We start from the raw sequence: 19,020 nt of genomic DNA, 5'->3' as shown, positions 1-19,020 counted from the left end.
AGTCACCCAAGAACTCTTGAAGCAGGCTAAGGGAGGGCGAGGAAGGAGTTTTGGGTAAAGCCCTGAGCTAAAGGCGTGCGGGTGGTGGTGGCCCACGAGAACCTGGACTTTGACGCCCTGGGGTCCATGGTGCTGGCGGGGAAGCTCTACCCGGGGAGCGTCTTGGCCTTGGTGGGGGGCCTCGAGGGCCCCCTGAAGGAGCTTGCCCCCCTCCTGGAGGACCGGCTGGACCTAGTCCCCGCCGCGGAGGTGCCCTTGGAGCGGGTTTCCGAGGTGATCCTGGTGGACAACGCCCGCCCCGAGCGCATCGGTCCCTTCAAGGCTTTGGTGGGTCGGGTGCCCTTCCTGGTCTACGACCACCACCCCCGGGCCCCGGGGGACGTGCCCGCAGTGGGGGGGAGGGTTTTGGCGGTGGGGGCCACGGTGAGCCTGCTGGTGCCCCTGGTGCGGGAGCGGGGCCTAACGCTCACCCCCTTGGAGGCCACCTTGGCCTACGCGGGGCTTTGGGAGGACACCGGGGGCTTCAGCTTCCCCTCCACCACGCCTTTGGACCTCGAGGCCGCCCACTTCCTGGCGGAAAAGGGGGCCGAGATCCCTCGGGTGCGGGCCTGGGTGCGCCCCCACCTGGGGGAGGAGGCCCGGGCCGTGCTCAAGGCTCTTCTCAAAACCGCTCGAGTGGTGGAGCAGGAGGGTTTCCGCCTCCTCCTGGCCCGGGCCCAGGAGGAGGGGTACATCCCCGCCCTGGCCCCCCTGGCCCACACCCTGTTGGACCTGCACGAAGCGGACGGGGTTCTCCTGGTGCTCCGGCTGGGGCGGGAAGTCCTTCTCATCGCCCGGAGCAAGGAGCGGCTGGACGTGGGCCGCTGGCTGGCCCAGGTGGGGGGTGGCGGCCACCCTCGGGCCGCCTTCGCCCGGGTGCGGGGGGTGCGGCGGGCGGTGCGGCGGCTTTTAGATACCCTGGGGGTGTTCCTGGAGCCCGAGCCCACCCTGCGGGAGGCCATGACCTCCCCTGTGGAGACCCTTTCCCCGGGAACGGTGCGGGAGGCCCTGCGGGTTTTGGAGGAGCGGGGCTACGGGGCCATGCCCGTGGTGGTGCCCTCGGAGGGGGGCGGGGTGCGCCTTTTGGGCCTGGCCCGCAGGCGGGATTTGAAGAAGGCGGAGCGGCTGGGCCTGGCGGACCACCCGGTGGAGGGGTTCTTGGCCCGGGCGGTGGTCCTTCCCCCGGAGACGCCCCTTTCCCAGGTGGAGCCCCACCTCAAGGAGGGGGGCGGGCGGGTCCTGGTGGGGGAGCGGGTGGGGGAGGGGTTTAGGCTTCTTGGCATCTTCACCCGCACGGACCTCTACCGCAGGAAGCCCATGGGGGAGAAGCCCTTGGGGGAGAGGATCCTCGAGGCCCTGCCGGAAGGAGCAAGGCGCGTGGTCCTGGCCCTCAAGGAGGCCTTTCCCCAGGGGGTTTATCTGGTGGGCGGCTCGGTGCGGGACGCCCTCTTGGGGCGCTCGGGCCCGGACGTGGACCTGGTGTTGGAGCCGGGGGTCCGGGCGGGGGAGGTGGCCCGCTTCCTGGTGGAGCGGTTTGGGGGAAGCTACGGCCTGCACTACGCCTTCGGCACCGCCAGGGTGCGCCTTGCCTTCGGTCTCGCCGTGGACCTGGCGGAAAGCCGCGAAGAGGTCTACCCCTACCCCGGGGCCCTGCCCCAGGTGCGCCCGGCCCCCATCGCCAAAGACCTGGAGCGGCGGGACTACACGGTGAACGCCATGGCCCTTTCCCTGGGCTCCCTGGAGCTTTTGGACCCGTACGGGGGGCTAAGGGACATCGAGGCCCGCCTCCTCCGCCCCTTGCACCCCCTCGCCTTCGTGGAGGACCCGAGCCGCATCGTCCGGGGGGCCCGGCTTGCGGCCAGGATCGGCTTCCGCTTTGCCGAGGAGGCCGTGAAGGCCCTTCCCCCCGCCCTCCTCCCCGAGGTGCTGCAAAGCGCCAGCCGAAGCCGCCTCCGGGACGAGCTCCTCCTCACCTTGGGGGAGGACACCTTCTTCCAAGCCCTGGCCCTCTTGCAGGAGCTGGGGGCCCTGGAGCCCCTGTACGGCCTGAACCTCCCCGCCCAAACGGAGCCTTTCTTGCGGGCCTTGGCCCGGTTGCGTCCCCCGCCTGAGGAGGCCCACCCCGAGCGCTTCCTGATGGAGGCCCGCCTTCTGCTCCTCCTCCTCTTCCAAAGGGACCCCTTGGGGGCAAGCCTAACCCTGGGGCTTCCCAAGCGCCTGCAGGAGGCCTTGGCCCTCCTGGTGCGGGCGTGGCAGGGGGAGGAGGTGGAGCGGGAGGCCTTGGGCAAAGAGCCCTTGCGCAGCGTGTTCCTGGCCCTCTTCCCCGAAAAGGAGGCCTGGCTCAGCCAGAAACGGCGCGTGCTCATGGGCCGGGACCTCCTTCAGCTGGGCTTGAAGCCTGGGCCCCAGGTGGGGGAGGTCCTGCGGCGCGTGGCTGAGGCCCGGGCCCGGGGGGAGGTGAAGACCTTTGAGGAGGAGCTCGCGCTAGCCCGTAAACTGGTGGGCGATGGGACTCTTTCCCCTCCTTAGCGACCCCCCGGTCTTCCTGGTGGCCCTGGCCCTGGCGGTGCTGGGCTTGGTGCTGCACAACGTCTTCCAGGCCTACCTGGCGGACCGTTACGGGGACACCGGCCCCCGCCGCTACGGCTTCCTCTCCTTGGACCTGAAGGTCCACCTCGAGCCCCTGGGCCTGGTCTTCTTGGTCCTCCTGGGCTTCGGCTGGCCCCGGTTGGTGCCCACCGGCCTCCCGGGGCGTAAGGGGGCCATGGTGGCCCTCATGGGGCCTTTGGGGTTCTTTGTGGCCGCCTTCCTCTACGGCCTCTTGGCCCGCTTCCTGCCCTACCCCTTTGGCGAAGGGTTCATGGTGGCCCAGCGCCTCATGCTCCTTCACGCCGCCATCTACCTTTTCCCCGTGCCTCCCTTGGATGGGGCCAAGGCCCTCTACGCCGTGGGGGGGTATGAGGCCCGGCGCTTTCTGGAGCAGCTCGCGGCCTACGGACCCCTGGGTTTCATCCTGATCTTTCTGGTTCTCTCCTATACCGGGGTTACCGGGGCGGTGGTCCAAGGGCTTGCGGGCTTCTTGGCCACGCTATACCGGGTCATCGGGCTATGATCGCCCTCCTGCAACGGGACCCCCTGGCCTTCTTCCTGACCTTTGCCGTCCTGGTTTTCAGTTTGGTTCTCCACGAGCTGGGCCATGCCTACGCCGCCTACCTCTTCGGGGACCCCACTGCCAAGCGGGCGGGCCGCCTCACCCTGAACCCCTTGAAGCACCTGGACCCTTTGGGCACGGTCCTCCTCCTCTTCGTGGGCTTCGGCTGGGCCAAACCCGTGCCCATCTACCCCCCGGCCTTCCGCCGCTACCGCCTGGGGCTTTTCGTGGTTTCCATCGCCGGGATCGTCATCAACCTGGTTTTGGCCGTGCTCTTTGCCTTTGTGGTTCGGGGGCTATTTGCCCTGGATCCTGTGGGAGTGGTCATGACCCTAAGGGGGGAGGGGCAGACTGGGCTTGGCCTGCTGGCCCTGGCGGCCTTTTTCGCTAGCTCGATCAACCTAGTCCTGGCGGTCTTCAACCTCCTGCCCATCCCGCCCCTGGACGGCTCCAAGATCCTGCAAAGCCTCCTGCCCCTTTCCTGGCAGCCCCTCCTTTGGCGTCTGGAGCAGTACGCCTGGCTTTCCTTCCTCCTGATCCTCACCGTGCTCCGGGGGCCCATCCAGGAGGTCTTGCGTTGGGCCAGGAGAGTCTTTTTCGGCTTTTTCTTCGGCTAGACTGGGGGTGTGCGCATCCTCAGCCTGGTCCTGGCGGTTCTCTCCTTCCTTTTGCTACTCCCTGCCCTCCTGCCTCTCTTTGGCTGGCTCAACTGGTTGGTTCTGCCCTTGAGCTTGCTGGCTGCGGGGTTCGGGATCCTTTCTGGGGAAGATCGGGCCTTTAAGCTCGGGCTTTTGGTCCTGGCGGTTTCTGCGTTGCGCCTCCTCTTAGGGGGGGGTTTCCTCTAGCCACTCCCTTAGAACCTTCAGGTTCCAGGCGTCTTCCTCCGGGCTCCTGGGGGTTTCCAGGATGAACACCCTACCCGCCAGGCGGGGGTCCAGGAGCACCCCCTTGAGGCCTTCCCCGATCTGGCCTTGGAAAAGGTGGGCGTGGTGGTCGATGCGGCTTCCCAGGCCGCCCACGGAGTCGTTGAGGTGGACCACGGGCACCCGCTCCAGGCCCACGGTGCGGTCCAGCTCGGTGAGGACGGCTTCCGGGGCCTCCTTCACGTCGTAGCCCGCGGCGTAGGCGTGGCAGGTGTCCAGGCAGACCCCCAAGGGGGTGTCCTGGATGAGCCAGGAGAGCTCCTCAAAGCGCGCCCCCACCTTCTCCCCGCCCCCGGCGGTGTTCTCCACCAAAAGCTGGGGCCTATCCCGCACCCCGGCGAGGCGCAGGGCCTTCATGAGACCTTCCTTCACCCGCTCGGGGCTTCCGGAACCGGGGTGGACCACCACGTACTCCAGGCCCAGGAGGCGGGCCTTTTCCAGGTCGTCCGCCAGGCTCATCACGCTCTTTTCCCAAAGCTCGCCTTCCGCCCCCAGGTTCACCAGGTAGGAGGCGTGGACCACCCCGGGAAGCTCCCCCGCCATCTCCCGAAGCGCTCGGAAGGCCTCCACCTCGGCGGGGGAGAGGGCGCGGGTCTTCCAGCTCCTGGGGCTTTTGGCGAAGATCTGGAAGGCGGAAAGGCCCAGGGCCTGGGCCTCCTCCACCGCCCCCGCCACCCCCTTCTTGCCGGCGATGGAGAGGTGAAAGCCGTAGCGCCTCATGGGAGCACCTCCAGCCGCACCCAGGTGGCGCTAAGGGCCCCGATGGCCTTGGCGGCGGCGTAGGAGAGGTCGATGATGTACCGGCCTCCAAAGGGCCCCCGGTCGTTGATGCGCACCACCACGCTCTGGCCGTTCTTGAGGTTCGTCACCCGCACCCTGGTGCCGAAGGGGAGGGAGGGGTGGGCGGCGGTGAGAGCGTGCATGTCGTAGGGCTCGCCGCTGGCGGTGCGGCGGCCGTGGAAGCCGGGGCCGTACCACACCGCCAGGCCCTCCTGGAACACCCTGCCCTTCTCCTGGGGCTCCTGGCGGGGTTCTTCAGGGGTTACCCGCAGGACCTGTCCTGGGCGGATGAGGTCGGTTTGAAGCCCGTTCAGGCGCTTAAGCTCGGCCACGCTGAGGCCGTGGGCCTTGGCGATGCGGAAGAGGGTGTCCCCCTTTTGCACGGTGTAGGTCTGCGCCAAGGCGCTGGCGAGGAACAGGGTCAAGACGAGGGCGCGCACCTACACCTCCTGCCAGCCCCGAGGGAAGCGGGAGAGGAGCTCCATGCCGGTTTCCGTGATGAGGACCAGTTCCTCAATCCGCACCCCGCCTATACCCGGCAGATAGACCCCGGGTTCCACGGTGACCACCATACCGGGCTCCAGGGCCTCCTCCGTGTAGGGGGAAAGCCCCGGCCCCTCGTGCACCGCCAGACCCACCCCGTGCCCCAGGGAGTGGACGAAGTAGCGGTCCAGGTCAAAGCGCTTAAGCTCCTCCCGGGCCAGGGCGTCCATTTCCTTGGTGCTCTTCCTGGGGCCCAAAACTTCTAGAACCCGTTCTAAGGCGGCCAGGGTGGCGGCAAAGGCCCGCTTGAGTTCCCCATCCACCTTTCCCAAGGCTACGGTGCGGGTCATGTCCGAGTGGTACCCCTCCACCCTGGCCCCCAGGTCCAAGGTAACGAGCTCCCCCGCCTTTAGGGGCTTCTCTGAGGCCCCGGCGTGGGGCAGGGCCCCCCGTTCCCCCGAGGCCACTATGGGGGGGAAGGCCACCCCCTCGGCCCCCAGCCGCCGCAGGAAGAACTCGATCTCCAAGGCCACTTCCCGCTCGGCCACCCCGGGCTTCAGGAGCCCTAGGGCGTGGGCCAGGGCTCCCTCCGCCAGGGCCTGGGCCTTGCGGATCCTTTCCACTTCCTCTGGGGTCTTTTTGAGCCGGAGCCGCTCGATAACCCCCTTGGTGGGCACCCACTCCGCGGGGGCAAGCTCCCGCAGGCGCTCCAAGGCGGCGTAGGGGAGGTGCTCGGCCTCAAAGCCCACCCGGCCCCTTAGGCCCTTGAAGACCTCCTCCTTCTCCTCACGTCTCAGGACCTTGGCGGGGATGCGGCTGTCCCTTCCCGCCTCGGGGTAGCGGGGGTCGGTGAGGAGGAAGGCCTCCCCCTCCAGGAGGAGGACCTGGGCGTCCTCGGGGTGGGGAAAGCCGGAGAGGTAGCGGACGTTTTCTGGACGGGTGATGTAGAGGGCGTCTAGCCCCAGGGAGTCCAGCAGGGTCTTGGGGTCCAACACGGGGCCACTATACCACTCGCCTAGCTCTCCTCCAGGTTTACGCCCCGGTAGACCTCGTCCACCGCCAGCTCCAAGGAGGAGCAGGGGAGGGGGAGGCTTTCCCCCGGCCCCAGGCGGAGGTAGGTCCAGCGCCCGCCTTCCCGCAGGTAGGCCTCGAGGCTCACCCGGCGGCTGTCCAGAAGGAGGTAGGCCCGCAAGGAGGGAAGCCTGAGGTAGTGCCATAGCTTCTTCCCTCGGTCCAGGTCCTCGGTGCTTTCCGAGAGGGTCTCCACCAGGAGGCAGGGGGCTTCCTCGTAAAGGGAGGGGGAAGGGGTGCACACCACCATCAGGTCGGGGTAGAAGACGGTATCCTCCGAAACCTTCAGCCTGCGGTCCACCGCGTAGGCTTCGCACCCCTCCTCCAAGGCCTTGGGGCCCACCTTCAGGAGAAGCCGGGTCAGGATCTGGTTGTGGGCCCGTCCTGCCCCCGCCATGGCCCAAAGGGCACCCTCCACGAGGTGGTGGCGGATGGGGCTCCGCTCCTCCAGTTGGAGGTAGGCCTCGAGGCTGAGGGCCTTTCGGGCGGGCTCGGCCATACCCTTATCCTAGCCTTGCTACGCTGAAGCGCACCCGGCCTTCCTCGTCCTCCAGCAGGGTGGTGTGGCCGGGGAAGAGGCCTTCAGCAAACTCCAGGGCCAAGACCTCCTCGGCGATCCAGCCGCCGTGCCGCTTTAGGGCCTCCAGGTATGGCCCTTCCGCCTCATACCCCACGCGGATGCGGTCGGAGACCTTCAGGCCCATCTCCTTGCGGGTCTGTTGCAGGTGGCGGATGAGGTCCCGGGCCAGGCCCTCAAGCCTCAGCGCCTCCGTGACCCTGACCTCCAAGGCGGCCACGTACCCGTCCTTCTCCAGGGCCTGGTACCCCTCGGGGGCCTGGGCTTCCAAAAGCACTTCTTCGGGCGCGAGGACCAGGGTTTCCCCCTCCACCGTTAGCGCCACGGGCTCCCCCTTCAGGACCAACCTGGCCACCCTTTCGGCCTCCTTTTGCAGGGCCTCGCGGAGGGCAGGCACCCGCTTGCCGTACTTCTTCCCCAAAAGCTTCAGGTTGGGCAGGACGCGGTAGGAGAGGACCTGCTCTCCCGGCTCCAAAACCCGCACCTCCTTGACGTTGAGCTCCTCGGCGATCTCGGGGGCGAAGTGCCTTAAGCCCTCCCGCTCCAAGGCGCTGGGAGCGGTGAGGAGGAGAAGGGGGAGGGGGGTGCGGGTCTTGACCCCGCTCTTGGCCCGCGCGGAGCGGGCCAGGTCCACCACCTTGAGCACGGCGCGCATCTTGGCCACCAGCTCCGCGTCCACCCGGGTGGGGTCCACCTCCGGCCAGTCGGCCAGGTGCACGGAGAGGGGGGCCTCAAGGCGCACGGAGCGCACCAGGTTTTGCCAGAGCACCTCCGCCAGGAAGGGGGTGAAGGGGGCGGAGAGGGTGGCGACGAGGACCAGGGCCTCGTACAGGGTGGCGTAGGCGGCTTCCCGGTCCAAGGCGTCCTCGTTCTTCCAGTACCGCCTGCGGCCCCGGCGCACGTACCACTGGGAGAGGTCTTCCACCACGAAGTCGCGGAGGGCGCGGGCGCTGGTGGTGGGGTCGTAGGCCTCGAGGGCCTCCGTCACCTTCTGGATTAGGTCCTGCATCCGGGCGAGAAGCCAGCGGTCCAGCTCGGGGCGCTTCTCCGGAGGGGGCGGGTTCCTCAGGTCCGGTCGGTCCAGGTTGGCGTAGGTGACGAAGAAGCTGTATACGTTCCAAAGGGTGAGGAAGTAATCCCGCACCGTCTCCCGCACCAGGTTGGGCCCAAAGCGGCGGTCCGCCTCCGGGGGCGCAGAGATGTAGATGTACCACCTGAGGGCGTCGGCCCCAAACTCCCGGATGATGTCCCAGGGGTCCACCACGTTCCCCTTGGACTTGCTCATCTTCTGGCCCTTTTCGTCCAGGATGAGGCCGTGGCAGATGACGTTCTTGAAGGCGATGGAGCCGAAGAGCATCACCCCCAGTTGGTGCAGGGAGTTGAACCAGCCCCGGGTCTGGTCGATGCCCTCGGCGATGAAGTCGGCAGGGAAGGCCTCCTTAAACTCCTCCTGGTTCTCAAAGGGGTAGTGCAAGGAGGCGAAGGGCATGGCCCCGGAGTCGTACCAGACGTCGATCACGTAGGGCACCCGCCGCATGGTGCCCCCGCAGGCGCAGCGGAGCTCCACCCGGTCCACATGGGGGCGGTGGGGGTCGAAGGGCTCGGGGAGGGGATGGGTGGCCCGCTCCCGGAGCTCGGCGATGCTCCCGATGGCCTCTTCCTTCCCGCAAGCGTCGCAGACCCAGATGGGCAAGGGGGTCCCCCAGTAGCGGTTGCGGCTTAGGGCCCAGTCCACCAGGTTCCTTAGCCACTCCCCGTAGCGCCCCTCCTTGATGTGGGGCGGGACCCAGTTGATCTCCTGGTTCTTCCGGATCAGCTCCTCTTTGAAGAGGGTGTTTTTGATGAACCAGGTCTCGGTGGCGTAGTACATGAGGGGGGTGGAGCACCGCCAGCAGTGGGGGTAGCTGTGGAGGTAGCTCTCCTCCTTGAAAAGGAGGCCTCGAGCCCGGAGGTCTTTCAGGATGGCCCGGTTGGCCTCGCGGAAAAAGAGGCCCTTAAAGGGCTCCACCAGCAGCTTGCCCTCCTCGTCCACCGTTTTCAGCACGGGAAGGCCGTAGCGGCGGCCCGTCTCCAAGTCCTCAGCCCCGAAGGCCGGGGCCTGGTGAACGATGCCCGTGCCGTCCTCCCGGCTCACGTACTCCGCCAGGACCACGAAGTAGCCCCGCTCCACCCCCTGGGGATAAGGAGGCTCGTAGGGGAGGCCCTCCAGCTCTTTTCCCGAGAAGGTCTTGAGGATGGGGGTTGCCTCGCCCAAGAGCTTTTTCCCCAGGCCTTCCTCCAGGATGAGGGCCTCTCCCTCCCCCTGGAAGGCGGCGTAGGTGAACTCCGGGTGCACCGCCGCCGCCACGTTTCCGGGCAGGGTCCAGGGGGTGGTGGTCCAGATGAGGAGGCTGGCCTTTTCCAGGCCCAACCTCTGGGGCTCCCTCAGGGGCAGGCGCACGTAGACCGAGGGGTCGGTGATCTCCTTGTAGCCCAAGGAGAGCTCGTGGGAGGAAAGGGGGGTGCCGCAGCGGGGGCAGTAGGGCACCACCTTGTGGTCCCGGTAGAGGAGGCCCCGGTTGAAGAGCTCCTTCAGGCTCCACCAGATGCTCTCCACGTAGGTGGAGTGCAAGGTGGCGTAGGCGTTTTTCAGGTCCACCCAGTAGGCGATGCGCTCGGTGAAGGCCTCCCACTCCTTCTCGTAGGTGAAGACCGACTCCCGGCAGGCCTGGTTGAAGCGCTCAATCCCGTAGGCCTCGATCTCCCGCTTGCTCCCTAGCCCCAGCCTCTTCTCCACCTCCAGCTCCACGGGAAGCCCGTGGGTATCCCACCCGGCGCGGCGGGGCACGTAGTAGCCCCGCATGGTTTTGTAGCGGGGGAAAAGGTCTTTGTAGCTCCGGGCCTGGGCGTGGCCCACGTGGGGCATACCGTTGGCGGTGGGGGGGCCTTCATAGACGGTATAGCGGGGACCCCCTTTGCGGTTTTCCACGCTCTTCTCAAAAACACCTTCCCGCTTCCAGAAGGCTAGAACCTCCTCCTCCAGCTTGGGAAAGTTGGGTTCGCCGACTTCCTTGAACATCCCCTCGCCTCCTTCAAGAAAAGGCCCGCGCCCTCTTGGGCGCGGACGAAAGCGCTCAGCTTCCGCGGTACCACCGCGCTTCCTGGGGGGTACCCAGGCCCTCGTTGGGCGCTGTTACGGGCGCACCCGGCGGGCATTACTCAGGGCTGTCCCTTTTCCTCCCGCGGCTCCGGGGTGATCTTCCCGCCTTTCCTCACCGCCGGGCTTCCACCCTCCCCGGCTCGCTCTGGGCTCTTGGAAAGGGGTACTCTCCCCATCCTCGCCTTTACACCTCATGCCCCCTGGGGTAAAATCCCCCGTTGGCGGCTAAGGCTATGCTAGCAGCCCTTCCCTTCGCTTGACAACGCCCCAAACCCGTCTGCTAGACTCAGGCTAAGCCGACCCCATTTCCGCGCAAAAGGAGCGCCCATGGAGCTTTACCTGGACACTGCCAACTTGGAGGAAATACGGGAAATTGCCCAGTGGGGGGTGCTCTCCGGGGTGACCACCAACCCCACCCTGGTGGCCAAGGAGTTCGCCGCCCGGGGGGAGAAGCTAAGCCAGGAAGCCTTGGAAGCCCACTTGAGGGCTATCTGTGAGGCCGTGGGCGGGCCGGTTTCCGCGGAGGTCACGGCCTTGGATGCCGAGGGCATGGTGGAGCAGGGAAAGCGGCTGGCCGCCCTTCACCCTCGCATCGTGGTCAAGCTCCCCACCACCGAGGAGGGGCTTCGGGCCTGCAGGCGGCTTTCCGTAGAGGGCATCCCGGTCAACATGACCCTCATCTTCTCCGCCAACCAGGCCCTTTTGGCGGCCCGGGCCGGGGCGGCCTATGTGTCCCCTTTCCTGGGCCGGGTGGACGACATCTCCTGGGACGGGGGCGAGCTCTTGCGGGAAATCGTGGAGCTCATCCAGGTGCAGGACCTGCCCGTCCGGGTCATCGCCGCCTCCATCCGCCACCCCCGGCACGTGACCGAGGCGGCCCTGTTGGGAGCGGATATCGCCACCATGCCCCATGCGGTGTTCAAGCAGCTCCTGAAGCACCCCTTGACGGACCTCGGCCTCAAGCGCTTTATGGACGATTGGGAGAAGGTAAAGCCATGAAGAGAAAAGAAACCCAGGAAACGTCCCTTTCCTACCAGGAGCTTTCGGCCAAGATCCTGCCGGAGCTGCACCTCCTGGCCCAGGAGGCGGGGATTGAGAACTACAAGCGCATGAAGAAGGACCAGCTGATCATGGCCATCCTGGAGCGCCAGACCCAAGGGGAGGGCCTGCAGTTGGTCAAGGGGTACCTGGAGATCAGCCCGGACGGCTACGGCTTCCTCACGGAGAACCTCTTCAACCTGGAGTCGCGGGTGGCCATCGTTTCCGCTGGCCTCATCCGCCAATACGCCCTAAGGAGCGGCGACTACGTGGTGGGCCGGGTCCGACCCCCCCGGGAGAACGAGCGCTACGCCACCCTCATCAAGGTGGAGGCGGTGAACGATCTGGACCCCGAAGCCGCCAAGGACCGCCCCCGCTTTGACGAGCTGGTGCCCCAGTTCCCCGACCGCCAGATCCGGCTGGAAACCACCCCGGACGAGCTTTCCACCCGGGTGATCGACCTCCTGGCCCCCATCGGGCGGGGGCAGCGGGGGCTGATCGTGGCCCCGCCCAAGGCGGGCAAGACCACGCTCCTCAAGAAGATCGCCAACGCCGTCCTCAAGAACGAGCCCGACATCAAGGTGATCGTCCTCCTCATCGACGAGCGTCCCGAGGAGGTCACGGACTTCCGGGAAAGCGTGGGAGGGGCCGAGGTCATCGCCAGCACCTTTGACGAGCCACCTCAGAATCACATCCGGGTGGCGGAGTTCGTGCACGAAAGGGCCAAGCGCATCGTGGAGGAGGGGGGGCACGTGATGATCCTCCTGGACTCCATCACCCGCCTGGCCCGGGCCAACAACCTGGTGACGCCGCCCACGGGGCGCACCCTTTCCGGTGGTCTGGACTCCGCGGCGCTGTACTTTCCCAAGCGCTTCCTGGGGGCGGCCCGCAACATCCGGGGTGGGGGAAGCCTCACCATCCTGGCCACCGCTTTGGTGGAGACGGGAAGCCGCATGGACGACGTGATCTTTGAGGAGTTCAAGGGCACGGGCAACATGGAGCTTCACCTCTCCCGCCGCCTCGAGGAGCGGCGCATCTTCCCCGCCATCGACATCCTCAAGTCGGGTACGAGGCGGGAGGAGCTTCTCCTTGGCGAAGAGGTGGTGCACAAGATGTGGCTTCTGCGCAAGGTGCTGGCGGACATGGACCCCGCGGAGGCCATGGAAATGCTCCTCTCCCGGCTCGGGCGCACCAAGAGCAACAAGGAGTTCCTGGCTGCCCTTGCGGCCCGGTAGGGAGTTGCATCTTTGGGAAAGGGGCTTCTTCCCGCAAGGTCTTTCGCCCCTTGCCCTTTCCAGGGCGGTGGCTGGTATAATCCCGCCGAGGTTGGAGCGGTATTCTGCCTGGAGGTGAGCGTTGCGGGGAATTCTGGGGACCTTGTGCGTGCTGTCTTGTTCCGCCCTGGCGTTGGCCAAACCCCTCATCCTTAGCCCCCTGCCCCTGCCCGAGGCCACCGTGGAGGTGGGGCAGGCGGCCAAGAAGGGCTGGGTGGTCTACGAGGTGCGCCCAGGCGACACCTTGGCCGGGGTGGCGGCCCGGTACGGGGTGGACCCGCGCCACATCATGTGGTCCAGCGGTCTGAAGACGGACCGGCTCCAGGTAGGCCAGCGCCTCCTCATCCCTTTGGTGGCCCAGGAGGATCGCGCCCCGCGGGTGCCCCCGGGGGTGGAGGCCTACCGGGTGCGCCCGGGGGATACCCTGCAGAGCGTGGCGAGCCGCTACGGGGTGAGCGTGCTGGACCTGGTGTCCGCCAACCCTTCCCTGGAAAGCCTCGACCGCCTGGTGGCGGGGAGCGTCCTCTACATCCCCAAGAAGGTGAAGGGTCTTGTGGTGGCCCTGCCCGAGGGGCAGACCCTGGTGGACCTGGCTGCGCGCTTTGGGCTTTCTCCGGTGGAGGTGGCCAGGGTGAACGGGCTGGCAAACCCGGCGGAGCTCAAGGCGGGGGACCTGGTGCTCCTCCCGGGCATCCAGGCCAAGACCACCTACCAGCGCCTTTTGGCCAAGCAGGAGGCGGAGCGGCAGGCCCGCCTCGAGGCGGAGCGCCGCCGCCAAGAGGAGCTCAGGCGCTTGGCGGAGGAGAGGCGGCGTCAGCAGGCCTTGGCTCAGGGGGCCCGGCAGGCTCAGGCCCAGACGCAAAGGGCTTCCGTTAAGCCGCAGGTGCGTCGGGTGAGCTACCAGGAGGGGGGGATGCGCTGGCCCCTTTCCGGCTTCCGCATCACCACCTACTTTGGCCAGCGGGGGGCCTTCCAGCGCTACCATACCGGCATCGACCTAGCCGCTCCCTACGGCACGCCCATTGTGGCGGCCAAAGCGGGGCAAGTGCAGGTGGCTGGCTGGAGCTCTTACGGGTACGGCTTCCACGTGGTGGTGGACCACGGCGGGGGTGTGGAGACCCTTTATGCCCACATGTCCCGCATCGCGGTGCGCTCCGGGGAGTGGGTGGAGGCCGGGCAGGTCATTGGCTACGTGGGCTCCACCGGCTGGTCTACCGGCCCCCACCTGCACTTCGAGGTGCGGGTGGGCGGGGTGGCCCGGAACCCCTTGGCCTACCTCCCGTGAGGGCTGGCTTCCTAAGGCCGGGGGCTTGGCCCCCGGCTTTGTGTTCCTCCGGGCTTGACCCCGGGGGAAGTAAGCTTGAGGATGGAGGGCGGGATGGAGAAGGGAACCTTTCAGATCAAGACGGGCTTCGCGGAGATGTTCAAGGGCGGGGTGATCATGGACGTGACCACCCCGGAGCAGGCGGCCATCGCCGAGGAGGCGGGGGCGGTGGCGGTGATGGCCCTGGAGAGGGTCCCCGCGGACATCCGGGCCCAGGGCGGGGTGGCCCGCATGTCGGACCCCAAGGTGATCAAGGAGATCATGGCCGCGGTGTCCATCCCGGTGATGGCCAAGGTGCGCATCGGGCACTTTGTGGAGGCCATGATCCTCGAGGCCATCGGGGTGGACTTCATCGACGAGTCCGAGGTCCTCACCCCCGCGGACGAGGAGCACCACATCGACAAGTGGAAGTTCAAGGTGCCCTTCGTGAACGGGGCCCGGGACCTGGGCGAGGCCCTTAGGCGCATCGCCGAGGGGGCGGCCATGATCCGCACCAAGGGGGAGGCGGGCACGGGCAACGTGGTGGAGGCGGTGCGCCACGCCCGCACCATGTGGAAGCAGATCCGCTACGTCCAGTCCCTCCGGGAGGATGAGCTCGTGGCCTACGCCAAGGAGATTGGGGCCCCCTTGGAGCTGGTGAGGTGGGTCCATGACCACGGCCGCCTTCCCGTGGTGAACTTCGCTGCTGGCGGTATCGCCACCCCGGCCGACGCCGCCTTGATGATGCACCTGGGCATGGACGGGGTTTTCGTGGGGAGCGGCATCTTCAAGTCCGGTGACCCCAGGAAGCGGGCCCGGGCCATCGTGCGGGCGGTGACCCACTACAACGACCCCGAGGTGCTGGCCGAGGTTTCTGAGGACCTGGGTGAGCCCATGGTGGGCATCAACCTGGACCAGCTTAAGGAAGAGGAGCGCCTGGCCAAGCGGGGTTGGTGAGGGCATGGCCAAGGCGGTCTGCGGGGTCTACGAGATCCACCCGGAGAAGGTGGACAAGGCCCGGGCCGCCTTGCCCCAGGAGGGGGTTTTGAAGGAGGCGGCCCTTCTCCTCAAGGCCCTGGCCGACCCCACCCGGATGCGGCTTCTCCTAGCCCTGAGGGCGGCGGGGGAGCTTTGCGTCTGCGACCTGGCCCTTTTGGCGGGGGTTTCCGTTTCTGCGGTGAGCCACCAGCTGAAGCTTCTCCGCCAGGCCAGGCTGGTGGCCTTCCGCAGGGAAGGGAAGCAGGTCTACTACCGGGTGGCGGATGGGCACGTGGAGCGGCTCCTCGAGGGGGCTTTGGAGCACGCGGAAGAATACACTTGAGCACATGGTCAAGTGATGTTACCTTGGGGGCATGGAGGCCCCCAGGGTGCGCGTGTTTCGGGTGGAGGGCATGGACTGCGCCGACTGCGCCCGCAAGGTGGAGGGGACCTTGCGGTCCGTGCCCGGGGTGGTTCGGGCCGAGGTGAGCTTCCAAAGCGGCAAGGCCTACCTGCACCTGGAGGTGCCGGGGGCGGAACGGGAGGCGGAAAGGGCCCTCGCTTCCCTGGGCTACCGCTTGAGGCCTGCCGGGGAGGAGACCCGGGGGCTTGCCGGTCCTTGGCGCTGGGCTCTTCTCACAGGGGGGCTTTTGCTCCTGGCCCTCTTAGCCTCCTTCCTCCTTCCGGTCTGGGCCGGGTGGGGCTACACCCTGGCCGCCCTGGCGGGGGTTTATCCCCTGGCGCGCAGGGCCGTGGCCGGTTTGCGGCAGAACCCCTTCAGCATGCAAGCCTTGGTGACAGTGGCCACTTTGGGAGCTATCCTCATCGGAGCCTATGCCGAGGCCGCCGTGGTGGTCTTCCTTTTTCTAGTAGGGGAGGTGCTGGAGGCCTACAGCATCGCCCAAGCCCGGAGGGCCTTATTCGCCCTGGGGGAACTCCTTCCCCGGCGGGCTTACCGTTTGCGGGAGGATGGGGTGGAGGAGCTACCCCTCGAGGCTTTGGAGGTGGGGGACCGGGTGCGGGTGCCCCCAGGCGAGCGGGTACCCGCCGACGGGGTAGTGCTTGCGGGGGAAGCTTTGGTGGAAGAAGCCCCCTTCACTGGGGAACCTTTACCGCAGCGCAGGGGGGCGGGGGACGGGGTGTATGGGGGAAGCCTGGTGGTCGAAGGGAGCCTGGAGCTTAGGGTCGAGCGGCGCCCCCGGGAGGGCTTTCTGGCGGAGATGGAGCGCCTTGCCGAGGAAGCCCTTCTGAGAAAAGCCCAAGCGGAAAGGCTGGTGGACGCCTTTGCCCGCCGCTACACCCCTGCCGTTCTGGTCCTGGCGGCCTTCGTGGCCTTGGTCCTGCCCCTTTTCCGAGGGGACTTCCTGGGGCACGCCTACAAAGCCCTGGCCCTCCTTCTCATTTCCTGCCCTTGCGCCCTGGTGGTCTCCGTGCCCGCGGCCATCGCCGCCGGGGTAGCCCGGGGGGCCAGGGTGGGGGTGCTCTTCAAGAGCGGGGCGGCCCTGGAGCGCCTTGCCGGGGTGAGGCATTTGGCCCTGGACAAGACCGGCACCCTTACCCTGGGGAGGCCCCGCTTGGTGCGGGTGCTTCCTTTGGAGATAGGGAAGGAACAAGCCCTGGCTTTGGCTAAGGCGGTGGCCCAAGGCTCGTCTCACCCCCTGGCCCGGGCTCTCAGGGAGGTGGGTTCTGGGGCCCTCGAGGCCGAGGGGTATCGGAGCGAACCTGGTGTGGGGAGCTTCGCCCAGGTGAAGGGCGCAGAGGTGGGGCTGGTGCGCCCTGAGGCGGTGACCCTCCCCAAGTTCCTCCGCTCCCAGGTCCAGGCCCTGGGGGAAGAGGGGATGAGCCTGGCCCTCTTGGTGCGCTCGGGGGAGCCCTTGGCCCTTTTCGCCTTCCAGGACGAGCCCCGGCCGGAGGCCCGGGAGGCCCTTTTGGACTTCCGCGCCTTGGGGCTTAAGCCCCTCCTCCTCACCGGGGACCGGGAAGCGGCGGCCCTTGCCCTGGCCCGGGCCTTGGGCCTCGCCCCCGAGGAGGTGCGGGCGGGGCTTTCCCCCGTGGAAAAGCTCCGCTTAGTGGAGGTGCTTTCCCGGGAGGGGGGCGTGGCCATGGTGGGGGACGGGGTGAACGACGCTCCGGCCCTGGCCCGGGCCACCGTGGGCCTGGCGGTGGCTGAGGGCACGGAGGCGGCCCTCAAGGCTGCGGATGTGGCCCTCCTCTCCCTCGCCGCCTTGCCGCGGGCTTTTCGCTTAAGCCGCAGGACCCTAGCTGTGGTGCGGCAGAACGTGGCCTTGGCCTTGGGGCTGAAGGCGCTTTTCCTGCTCTCCACCCTTCTCGGCCTCACAGGTCTTTGGCCTGCGGTTTTGGCGGACAACGGGGCCTTGGTCCTGGTCACCCTCAACAGCTTGAGGCTGCTCTGGGTGCGTGTATAATCCCGCCATGCCGCGGAAACCCTATCCCAAAGCACTAGAGCAGTTTTTGCAAAGCGAAGCCAAGGGAGGGTTCCTCCTTTTCTTTGCTGCCCTTCTGGCCTTTTTCCTAGCCAACACCCCTTGGGCAGGGACCTACTTCGGCCTGCGGGAGGTGCCTGTGGCCCTGCGGGTGGGGGCCTTTGCCCTAGAAAAACCCCTTCTTCTTTGGGTCAATGACCTCCTGATGGCTGTGTTTTTTCTCCTGGTAGGCCTTGAGCTCAAGCGGGAGCTCCTGGCGGGTGAGTTGAGGGAGCCGCGGCGGGCGGGTCTGGCCATGGCCGGGGCCTTGGGGGGGATGGCCGTTCCCGCCCTGCTCTACCTCTGGGTCAACCCCACCCTTCCCGAGGCCCGGGGCTGGGGGGTGCCCATGGCCACGGACATCGCCTTCGCCCTGGGGGTCTTAGCCTTGGTACCCCGGGCCCCCCTAGGGCTCAAGCTCTTCCTCACCGCCTTGGCCATCGTGGACGACCTGGGGGCGGTTTTGGTCATTGCCCTTTTCTACACGGGAGGCCTCGAGGGCACCTACCTTTTCCTGGCGGCCCTCACCTTGGGGGCGCTTCTCCTTCTGAACCGGGTAGGGGTTTGGTACCTTTGGCCCTACCTCCTCCTGGGACTTCCCCTTTGGTACTTCGTTCTGAAGTCCGGCCTTCACGCCACCTTGGCCGGGGTGTTCCTAGCTTTGGCCATACCTTTGCGGCGGGGGAGGCCTTTCCAAGGAGCCACCACAGAGACGGATCCCGAGGCCCTCGAGGGGGAGTTGGAGGCCCTGGAAGAGGAGGTGGGTGAGGCGCAAAGCCCCCTGCATCGCTTGGAGCATGCCCTCCACCCCTGGGTGGCGTACGGGGTCCTCCCTGTTTTTGCCTTCTTCAACGCTGGAGTGGCCTTGGGGGGCCTCGATGTAGGCCCCGTGGCCCTGGGGGTGGCCCTAGGCCTCCTCCTGGGCAAACCCCTTGGGGTTTTCCTCTTTTCCTGGCTGGCCCTCCTCTTGGGTTTGGGCGCGTTGCCTGAGGGGACAAATCTCAAGGCCCTCCTGGGTGTGGGCTTCCTGGCGGGGATTGGCTTCACCATGGCCCTGTTCATCGCCGGGCTGGCCTTCCAAGGGGGGATGCTGGACCAGGCCAAGGTGGGGGTTCTGGCCGCTTCCCTCACGGCCGGGGTTTTAGGCTTCCTCCTGGTTCGGGCTTCCCTTGACAGGGTAGCCCCCTAGGCCCAGGATGAAGGGCGTGGTCGGCGTACTGGCCCTACAAGGGGATTTTCGCGAGCATAAGGAGGCCCTAAAGCGCCTGGGGATAGAGGCCAAGGAGGTGCGGAAAAGGGAACATATCCAAGATATAAAGGCCCTCATCGTTCCCGGAGGCGAATCCACCACCATCGGCAAGCTGGCCCGGGACTACGGGATCGAGGAGGAGGTTCGGAAGCGGGTAGAGGAGGGTTCGCTGGCGGTCTTCGGCACCTGCGCTGGGGCCATCTGGATGGCCAAGGAGATCCTGGGCTACCCTGAGCAGCCCCGGCTGGGGGTGCTGGACGTGGCGGTGGAGCGCAACGCTTTCGGTCGGCAGGTGGAAAGCTTCCAAGAGGAGCTGGAGATCAAGGGCCTCGGGCCCTTCCGCGGGGTCTTCATCCGCGCCCCCGTGTTCCGGCGTTTGGGGGAGGGGGTGGAGGTGCTGGCGGAACTCAACGGGCTACCCGTCTTGGTGCGCCAGGGCAGGCTCCTGGCCAGCGCCTTCCACCCCGAGCTTACGGAAGACCCTAGGGTGCACCACTACTTCCTGGAGCTTGCCGACCTTTGAGGCAAGCTC

General features: G+C 67.2%; 17 protein-coding genes. 12 read left to right on the top strand and 5 right to left on the bottom strand.

Annotated elements, in window-relative coordinates; genetic code table 11:
* Positions 1 to 75 precede the first annotated feature (75 nt).
* The 4 genes from L1088_RS07495 to L1088_RS07480 are packed head-to-tail and all read left to right on the top strand — an operon-like array spanning position 76 to position 4,035.
* Complete coding sequence (locus tag L1088_RS07495) at positions 76 to 2,568, top strand: CBS domain-containing protein (RefSeq protein ID WP_234554382.1); 2,493 nt, start codon at positions 76 to 78, stop codon at positions 2,566 to 2,568.
* Positions 2,546 to 3,151, top strand: coding sequence for a zinc metalloprotease (locus L1088_RS07490; RefSeq protein ID WP_234554381.1), 606 nt, complete (start codon positions 2,546 to 2,548; stop codon positions 3,149 to 3,151). Before L1088_RS07495 ends, L1088_RS07490 begins: the two co-directional genes overlap by 23 nt.
* Positions 3,148 to 3,807 carry a site-2 protease family protein gene (locus L1088_RS07485; RefSeq protein WP_234554380.1) on the top strand — a complete coding sequence of 220 codons (660 nt, stop codon included), beginning with the start codon at positions 3,148 to 3,150 and terminating at the stop codon, positions 3,805 to 3,807. The genes L1088_RS07490 and L1088_RS07485 overlap by 4 nt, the downstream gene beginning before the upstream one ends.
* A 9-nt stretch (positions 3,808 to 3,816) precedes the next feature.
* Positions 3,817 to 4,035, top strand: coding sequence for a hypothetical protein (locus L1088_RS07480; protein ID WP_234554379.1), 219 nt, complete (start codon positions 3,817 to 3,819; stop codon positions 4,033 to 4,035).
* On the opposite strand, the gene nfo is transcribed toward L1088_RS07480, so the two are convergent.
* The 5 genes from nfo to ileS are packed head-to-tail and all read right to left on the bottom strand — an operon-like array spanning position 4,015 to position 10,082.
* The gene (nfo, locus tag L1088_RS07475) at positions 4,015 to 4,833 is read right to left on the bottom strand and encodes an endonuclease IV (RefSeq protein ID WP_234554378.1); all 819 of its coding nucleotides are present in this window, start codon (positions 4,831 to 4,833) and stop codon (positions 4,015 to 4,017) included. The genes L1088_RS07480 and nfo overlap by 21 nt on opposite strands.
* On the bottom strand, positions 4,830 to 5,333 hold the full coding sequence (locus L1088_RS07470; RefSeq protein WP_234554377.1) for a septal ring lytic transglycosylase RlpA family protein: 504 nt from the start codon (positions 5,331 to 5,333) through the stop codon (positions 4,830 to 4,832). The genes nfo and L1088_RS07470 overlap by 4 nt, the downstream gene beginning before the upstream one ends.
* Complete coding sequence (locus L1088_RS07465) at positions 5,334 to 6,368, bottom strand: M24 family metallopeptidase (RefSeq protein ID WP_234554386.1); 1,035 nt, start codon at positions 6,366 to 6,368, stop codon at positions 5,334 to 5,336.
* A gap of 23 nt (positions 6,369 to 6,391) precedes the next feature.
* Positions 6,392 to 6,946 carry a Uma2 family endonuclease gene (locus L1088_RS07460; protein ID WP_234554376.1) on the bottom strand — a complete coding sequence of 185 codons (555 nt, stop codon included), beginning with the start codon at positions 6,944 to 6,946 and terminating at the stop codon, positions 6,392 to 6,394.
* A 4-nt stretch (positions 6,947 to 6,950) separates the two neighbouring features.
* Positions 6,951 to 10,082 carry an isoleucine--tRNA ligase gene (gene ileS / locus L1088_RS07455; protein ID WP_234554375.1) on the bottom strand — a complete coding sequence of 1,044 codons (3,132 nt, stop codon included), beginning with the start codon at positions 10,080 to 10,082 and terminating at the stop codon, positions 6,951 to 6,953.
* A 408-nt stretch (positions 10,083 to 10,490) separates the two neighbouring features.
* Between ileS and fsa the strand changes: the two genes are divergently transcribed.
* From fsa to pdxT, 8 genes are all read left to right on the top strand, one after another.
* Positions 10,491 to 11,162, top strand: a complete 672-nt coding sequence (gene fsa / locus L1088_RS07450) for a fructose-6-phosphate aldolase (RefSeq protein WP_234554374.1) — start codon at positions 10,491 to 10,493, stop codon at positions 11,160 to 11,162.
* The gene (rho, locus tag L1088_RS07445) at positions 11,159 to 12,436 is read left to right on the top strand and encodes a transcription termination factor Rho (protein WP_234554373.1); all 1,278 of its coding nucleotides are present in this window, start codon (positions 11,159 to 11,161) and stop codon (positions 12,434 to 12,436) included. The genes fsa and rho overlap by 4 nt, the downstream gene beginning before the upstream one ends.
* A gap of 148 nt (positions 12,437 to 12,584) precedes the next feature.
* Positions 12,585 to 13,760, top strand: coding sequence for a peptidoglycan DD-metalloendopeptidase family protein (locus L1088_RS07440; protein ID WP_500303455.1), 1,176 nt, complete (start codon positions 12,585 to 12,587; stop codon positions 13,758 to 13,760).
* Positions 13,761 to 13,853: 93 nt separating this feature from the next.
* Positions 13,854 to 14,735 carry a pyridoxal 5'-phosphate synthase lyase subunit PdxS gene (gene pdxS / locus L1088_RS07435; protein WP_234554372.1) on the top strand — a complete coding sequence of 294 codons (882 nt, stop codon included), beginning with the start codon at positions 13,854 to 13,856 and terminating at the stop codon, positions 14,733 to 14,735.
* A gap of 4 nt (positions 14,736 to 14,739) precedes the next feature.
* Positions 14,740 to 15,099: an ArsR/SmtB family transcription factor gene (locus tag L1088_RS07430; RefSeq protein WP_234554371.1), complete on the top strand. Its 360-nt coding sequence runs from the start codon at positions 14,740 to 14,742 to the stop codon at positions 15,097 to 15,099.
* 31 nt (positions 15,100 to 15,130) lie between these two features.
* Positions 15,131 to 17,182 (top strand): heavy metal translocating P-type ATPase, encoded by a 2,052-nt coding sequence (locus tag L1088_RS07425; protein ID WP_234554370.1) that lies wholly within the window; start codon positions 15,131 to 15,133, stop codon positions 17,180 to 17,182.
* Between the two features lie 7 nt (positions 17,183 to 17,189).
* Positions 17,190 to 18,428, top strand: coding sequence for a Na+/H+ antiporter NhaA (nhaA, locus tag L1088_RS07420; protein WP_234554369.1), 1,239 nt, complete (start codon positions 17,190 to 17,192; stop codon positions 18,426 to 18,428).
* A 7-nt stretch (positions 18,429 to 18,435) separates the two neighbouring features.
* On the top strand, positions 18,436 to 19,011 hold the full coding sequence (pdxT, locus tag L1088_RS07415; protein ID WP_234554368.1) for a pyridoxal 5'-phosphate synthase glutaminase subunit PdxT: 576 nt from the start codon (positions 18,436 to 18,438) through the stop codon (positions 19,009 to 19,011).
* Positions 19,012 to 19,020 lie beyond the last annotated feature (9 nt).

This window comes from Thermus caliditerrae, assembly GCF_021462525.1.
Taxonomy (GTDB): Bacteria; Deinococcota; Deinococci; order Deinococcales; family Thermaceae; genus Thermus; species Thermus caliditerrae.
Note: the sequence above shows the minus strand (reverse complement) of the source record. Positions and strands in the feature narration are given on the sequence as shown.